Origin of the sequence: Gemmata sp., assembly GCF_051859125.1 — a bacterium.
GTDB lineage: Bacteria > Planctomycetota > Planctomycetia > Gemmatales > Gemmataceae > Gemmata.
Window position 1 is genome coordinate 1 of the sequence record NZ_JBHYGG010000177.1, and the last position, 5,368, is coordinate 5,368.

A 5,368-nucleotide genomic window follows, 5' to 3' on the forward strand; every position below is an offset into this window, starting at 1 on the left:
CGCTTCTCGGTGTCCTGGTACTCCATGAACTTGACGCCCTTGATCCAGGTGGTGATCTTCGGCGGGTTCCCCTCGATGCGGGCGCGGAGCTCGTTCCACTCGCCCGGCTTCCAGAAGTTCGGCCAGTCGGCCGCGGCGACCGGGCACTTGAACCCGCCGTCGGGCTGGCCGCTCGGCACCTTGATCTCGGTCACGTCCTTGGTGAAGTCGAAGTTGCGGACGTGCGGCTTGCCGCCGATCCCCTCGCCGTAGATCCCCATCAGGTTGCCAAACCCCCCAAGTTGTGAGTCGTGGTCTGGGGCCGCAGGATCACCTCGGCCTTCGCCAGGGAAGAGAGTTCCCGCTTGCCGGCCACCCGGTAGTTGAACGACAGCTTGATGCAGCTCACGACCTCCCGCATCACCCGGCGAACGTCGGCCGCGTCGCCGCTCGTGAGCGCCTCGCGGACCATCCACAGAACCTCTTCGTGGTCTTTGAGCGATTGCTCCTTCTCCGCGGCGAATGTTCCGTCCTCGATCTTGGCGAGCTGGGCGCGGAGCTGCTCGCGTTCCGCCTCCATCTCGTCCAGCGAGTTCCGCAACCGTTCGGCCCGCTCCCGGCGTGCGGGGGTGTCTCTCGGCTCGAACATGAGGTTCTGCTCGCCCGTTGCGATCCGCGTGTCGAAGTCGGCGACCGCGGCCTTGAGCCTGGAGATCAGCCCGTGGTCCACCTGCCGGGCCGCGTCGATCTCGGCCTGGAGCGTTGCCCGGAAGCCGTCGATCCACGTCCGGCAGTACGCCTCGACCGCGCCGACGACCCGCTCGCGCAGCGGGGCTTCGGGGATGGTGTGTGCCTTGCAATACGACTTGCCCAGCCGGAAGTAGCCCCCGCACATGTAGAACCGCCGGTCGGGGTCGTTCGACGCCGGCTCAGAGGTCTGAGCAGCGCCCTTCTTCCGCTGGTAGGGCCGGCCGACCATGAAGGAGCCGCACCGCGAGCAGACGAGCATTCGCGTGAAGAGGTAGTCCGCCTCATCGGCCTTCTTGGGCGTGGTCCGCTTCCGGTTCCCGGCGATGACCTCCTGCACCTTCTGGAACTGCTCCCGGGTGACGATGGCCTCGTGGGTGCCGCGAACCTCGACCAGCGCCGACGACCCGTGGTCGCGGGGACCGGTCTTGCTGTCGTGCTGGAGGACTTGCTCGCCGTTGAATTCGGAGTACCCGCCCCCGGTGGTGCGGTTCCACACGATGTCCCCGACATACGCTCGGTTGCGGAGCATGTCCGCGACCTGCTTGGGATACCAGAAGGCGTTCCGGCTCGGGTCGCGCCGGCCCTTACCCTTTTGCCGCGGGAGCGGCGTGCGGCGCTCGGTCAGCTCCTGGGCGACCCAGTTCACCGTCATCCCCCGGTCAGCGATCTGGGCGAAGATCCACCGCACCACCTCGGCCTCGACCGGAACAGGTACCAGCGTGCGGCGCTCGCGGCCGGTGCCCTCGCCCTTCACCTTGACCGCCTCGTAGCCGTAGGGGGCGAGGCCGGCCACCCACTCTCCCGCCTTCACCCTCTGGAGCATCGCGGTCATGACGCGGCGGCTGATGTCTTTCGACTCGGACTTCTTGAACTCGGCCTGGAGCATCGAGTTGATCCGGCCCATGAGGCTCGACCATACGACCTCGCCCTGGGCGACCGTGACGAGCCGCACCCCGGCCCGCACGAGCGGTGACGCGACCTCACCGAGTTGCAGAGAGTCGAACCGCCCGAAGCGGTCAACGTCGTCGCAGAGGATCACCTTGAACTTGCCCCGCTTCGCCTCTTCCAGCATCTTGCAGAACTCGGGGCGGCGCAGGATCTCGTCGCCCGGCACGCCCTCGTCAGCGAACGTCGCGACGACCTCGTACCCGTTCCGCTCGGCGTAGGGGACGACCTGCGACCGTTGCCGGTCGGGCGAGTCCTCTTGCTTCATGGTGGAGCAACGCAGGTAGATCGCGGCCTTGACGGGTTTCCCTGTGCCGGCCGCCGGTGCGCGTGTAGAATTGGGCATCGGTCGGCCTCCTCGAAAGGCTGATCGGAACTGCCGGGCCGGGGTGTTTGCCGCACCTTGGCCCGGTCATTTTTTTGCCCCTCCGAACAGTCCGGGGAGGCGCATGTCTTTTATATCGGAGGACATGCGCCGACGCGAGGTGATTCGGTCGCGGCTCAGAGATCTGAGCCGGAGTGGCGATAAAGTGGCCGAGCCAACGTCACTTATTACCGAGTTCCTTGACGCGGATGTTGCGGTACCGGACGAACTGCTTGGTGTAGTCGCCGCCGCCGTGGACCTGCAGCGCGATGCCGCCCGTGTCGCCGAGCCGCTTCTCGGTGTCCTGGTACTCCATGAACTTGACGCCCTTGATCCAGGTGGTGACCTTCGGCGGGTTCCCCTCGATGCGGGCGCGGAGCTCGTTCCACTCGCCGTGCTTCCAGAACTTCGACCAGTCCTCCACAGCAACCGGGCACTTCACGTCGCTCGGCCCCTGCTTGCTCGGGACCACGATCTTGGTAACCTCTTTGCCGAAGTCGAAGTTGCGGACGTGAGGCTTGCCACCGAGCCCTTCGCCATAGACACCCATAAGATTGCCGTTTGAGTGATAATCAATCATGGCTTGGTAGCACTTGCCCGTGTCGGTACTCCGGAGGAACAGACCGCTGTCAGGTCCATAGTCGTTCTTCATTTCGAGCGTCACCTCGAAGTCGCCGTACTGCTTCTCGGTGATGACGATGCCACCGTTAGCGGGGATGTCTTGCGACCCGACGATCGCGCCGTCCTCGATCAGCCACTTGCCGCCGCTCTTGTTCTTGCTGGCTCCGCTGTGGCCGGTCTTCGCCGACACCTTCCAGCCGTCGAGCGTCTTGCCGTCGAAGATGCTGACGAACCCGGTGTCGTCGAACTTCTCCGGCTTCGGGGGTTCCGCCCTCGCCGGGAGGAGGGTCGTTAGCGTGAGCGCTGCCAGGGGGATGAGAATAATTGCATTGGATCGCACGGGAGAGCCTCTGGGGAGATTGACGGTGCGGCGAGTATCCGTCAGATGCCGTACTTTGTCCAGTAGCATCGGGTCGAAGGGCTCAAACAGATGCACATGGCATAGTCGCCACGGCTCGATTGCGTAGCGCCGAGGTGTGCCGCATCCGGCTCAGATCTCTGAGCCGCGTAGCGAGAACGGGGCGGCGAAGGGGTGATGTGACGACTTGCACCCGGCGTGCGATCGGGGATGATGAGCGGCGTGGAGGGCGAGCGATGACGGAAGCGGAGTGGCTGGAGTGCGGCGATCCGACACTGATGCAGAAGCATTTGTTGTGGCACTGGGAAGGGACTCGGAAGTTGAGGCTGTTCGCTGTCGCTTGCTGCCGCCGAGTCTGGCACTTTCTGCCTGACGAGCGAAGTAGAGCTGCGGTCGAGGTAGCAGAGAGTTATGCAGACGGAATGGCAAACAGCGAGCACGTCGCCCAAATTAGCTCCGATGCAGCGAAAGCAGATGCGTTCATGCGGGGCGGAGTGCTGGGTCGGCGCCATCAGAACCCAGGGCGCGCAGCAGTTCTCTCGCTCTCCCTGGATACTGAATGGGGGTATCTGCTCCATGTTGCCGCAAACGCCGCCTGCGTCACCGAACAGCAGAACGAACCGGATAAGCACCAGCAGGTGCTTCAAGCACAACTGATACGGGAGATATTCGGGAACCCTTTTCACCCCCTCACCATGGATGCCGCCTGGCTCACGTCCGATGTCCTTGCACTTGCAACGGGCATCTACGAAAAACGCGCCTTCGACCTGATGCCGATCCTGGCCGACGCGCTCCAAGACGCCGGGTGCAACAGCGATGACATCCTGAACCACTGCCGCGGGCCGGGGCCGCACGTCCGCGGGTGCTGGGTGGTGGACTCGGTGCTCGGCAAGGGGTAGGCTCAGAGGCCGAACCATCGGTTGCAGCCGACCCGCCCCTCAAAGCCGGGGTGGGCAGCTGAACCGGGTCGTTCGGCGGCGGAGGGCATCGGAGTGGCGAAGGCGAGGAAGCCGACCATCGCCCAGCAGCGGACGGCGAAGCTCGCCGTGTTGAAAGTCGCCATCCGCGGGCGGCTCGCCCGGTTCTGGCCGCGGAGAGCCGAGCAGCTCCGGCGCATGGCGACGGAGGCACTACCTCCCGGCACCACCCATGTGCGGTTCGAGATCCACGACGCCTGCACCACCCTGTCGGTGTGCGTGTACACGGTGGGGGCGGGCGGGGCCGACCACTGGGCCGACCTGATGTCCGACTTAGTGTTCCCCCGGTTCGACTCGATCCCGTGGGAGTCGTACCGGCGGGCCATCGGCCGGAAGGCCGAGCCGGTGATCGAGGAGGTTCTGATCGAGGAGCTGCGGCGGCTGTGGGCGGAGGCCGGCGGGGCGGGCTACCCGGTGCCGGTCGTCATCCGGTGGCACGACTCGTCACCCGCGTATGACCTGCTCACCGGCAAGCGGGCGGCGGCGCGGTTCCACTAGCGCCCGAAGCCGAACCAGATGGCATGTGGTCAACCCCCGATCCGCGTGGTTCGTCCGGCGGCCGGGAGCTCACCCGCCGGTCCCCCGGCCGCCGCACGAACCCCGGTTCAGTTGGGGTCGAACGGAATCCGGTTCTTGAGCACCCCGTAGCAGATCATCACAAGCTTCCACATTCACGCCCCGGCCCCGAAGTGGGGCCGGGTCAGCCGCGCGGGGTCGTTCAGCGAGTGAGGGCTTACTGGGGTGGCGGCCGCAAACGACCTCGACGGCGCAAGCCTGCTGGACTCGGCGACCCACTCGACCCGGTGGGACGGGCTGGCCTTCGTGCCGGTCGCCCTCTGGACGCCGGACCACTGGGGCGACGAGGTGCCGGCCGAACCGCTCGAAGCGTACTCCGCCGCATACTTGCCGACCGGGGTGCAGCCGGACGGCGACAACTTGCTCGAGTTCCACAACGCCCTGTGGGTGCGGGCACGGCTGCCGGTGGCTCTAGGGTTCGCACCACCGACCTGCCGACACGCGGTTCGGTGGCAGTTCCTCGACTCCGCCCTGTTAGCCGTGAGCGTCACGGGTGGCGAGCCGCAGCTCACCCCGTTCGTTTGCACGGACGACGACCTGCAGGCCGAGCTGCGGTTCGGGCGTGGGTGCCCCGGGGCGCGACGCCGGGCGATCGGGACGGCGTTCTGGGGTCTGCTGGCGTCGGCCCCGGCCGCGCTGGCGAACTATCGGGACAGATTCATGTACGCCGACGGGTACGACATCAGCCCCACAGTGGTCGGCTTCTCGCGGGGGCTGTTCCACCTGAGTAACGGCCGGTGATAGCGCACAAAGACAGCCCGAACCGGGCGATGCGGCAGGCCCGGCCAGGCGAACGCT

General features: G+C 66.2%; 5 protein-coding genes and 1 pseudogene. 3 read left to right on the forward strand and 3 right to left on the reverse strand.

From position 1 onward, the window contains the following. The 3 genes and pseudogenes from ACTIGN_RS15970 to ACTIGN_RS15980 all read right to left on the reverse strand — a co-directional run. A pseudogene (locus ACTIGN_RS15970) lies at nucleotides 1–260 on the reverse strand (3-keto-disaccharide hydrolase); the annotation flags it as partial. Next, nucleotides 260–2,020, reverse strand: coding sequence for a recombinase family protein (locus ACTIGN_RS15975; protein WP_439625555.1), 1,761 nt, complete (start codon nucleotides 2,018–2,020; stop codon nucleotides 260–262). The pseudogene ACTIGN_RS15970 and the gene ACTIGN_RS15975, both read right to left, overlap by 1 nt. Nucleotides 2,021–2,219: 199 nt before the next feature. After that, nucleotides 2,220–2,999 (reverse strand): 3-keto-disaccharide hydrolase, encoded by a 780-nt coding sequence (locus tag ACTIGN_RS15980; RefSeq protein ID WP_439625557.1) that lies wholly within the window; start codon nucleotides 2,997–2,999, stop codon nucleotides 2,220–2,222. 713 nt (nucleotides 3,000–3,712) lie between these two features. Here ACTIGN_RS15980 and ACTIGN_RS15985 point away from each other — a divergent pair. From ACTIGN_RS15985 to ACTIGN_RS15995, 3 genes are all read left to right on the forward strand, one after another. Continuing rightward, entirely contained in the window at nucleotides 3,713–3,916 is a 204-nt protein-coding gene (locus tag ACTIGN_RS15985) for a hypothetical protein (protein ID WP_439625559.1), read from the forward strand. 93 nt (nucleotides 3,917–4,009) lie between these two features. Continuing rightward, nucleotides 4,010–4,492 (forward strand): hypothetical protein, encoded by a 483-nt coding sequence (locus ACTIGN_RS15990; RefSeq protein ID WP_439625561.1) that lies wholly within the window; start codon nucleotides 4,010–4,012, stop codon nucleotides 4,490–4,492. A gap of 243 nt (nucleotides 4,493–4,735) precedes the next feature. Continuing rightward, the gene (locus tag ACTIGN_RS15995; protein WP_439625563.1) at nucleotides 4,736–5,311 is read left to right on the forward strand and encodes a hypothetical protein; all 576 of its coding nucleotides are present in this window, start codon (nucleotides 4,736–4,738) and stop codon (nucleotides 5,309–5,311) included. The last annotated feature ends 57 nt before the right edge of the window (nucleotides 5,312–5,368 follow it).

What these genes read in the sequence shown, in the direction of transcription:
- ACTIGN_RS15975 (WP_439625555.1), bottom strand. Translation starts at nt 2,020, where the DNA reads ATGCCCAATTCTACACGCGCACCGGCGGCCGGCACAGGGAAACCCGTC.
- ACTIGN_RS15985 (WP_439625559.1), top strand. Translation starts at nt 3,713, where the DNA reads ATGGATGCCGCCTGGCTCACGTCCGATGTCCTTGCACTTGCAACGGGC.